The organism is Methylobacterium frigidaeris (assembly GCF_022179185.1).
In the GTDB taxonomy this organism is placed as follows: Bacteria; Pseudomonadota; Alphaproteobacteria; order Rhizobiales; family Beijerinckiaceae; genus Methylobacterium; species Methylobacterium frigidaeris.
The window spans coordinates 1-293 of record NZ_BPQJ01000179.1 but is presented as its reverse complement, the minus strand read 5'-3'; the positions used below and the strand labels follow the sequence as shown (position 1 = coordinate 293).

Genomic DNA, 293 nt, shown 5'->3' with positions numbered 1-293 from the left:
CCCGCTTCGGCAAGACCATGCTGCCCCAGTCGATGTCGCGCCTGGTGCGCCGGCTCGGCTTGTCGAAGCAGAAGACCCGCCCGGTTCATCCGCAACGCGACGCCAAGGCTGCGGCAGCCTTCGCAAAAAGGGGCTCCGCGCGGCGCTGACGAGCGCTGCCGAGGCCCATCCCGGCCAGCCGATCCGCCTCTTCTTCATGGACGAGGCGCGGGTCGGGCAGAAGGGGCGCAGCGGCCGTCGCTGGTGGATGCGCGGCCAGCGTCCGGCGGGACGCTGCGACGGCCGCTTCCAGT

At 72.0% G+C, this 293-nt stretch carries 1 protein-coding gene; it reads left to right on the top strand.

Going from position 1 to position 293, the window contains the following annotated elements:
- The coding region (locus tag MFF64_RS38320; protein ID WP_369010734.1) for a winged helix-turn-helix domain-containing protein at positions 1-149 on the top strand (149 nt) is incomplete at its 5' end.
- Between the last annotated feature and the right edge of the window lie 144 nt (positions 150-293).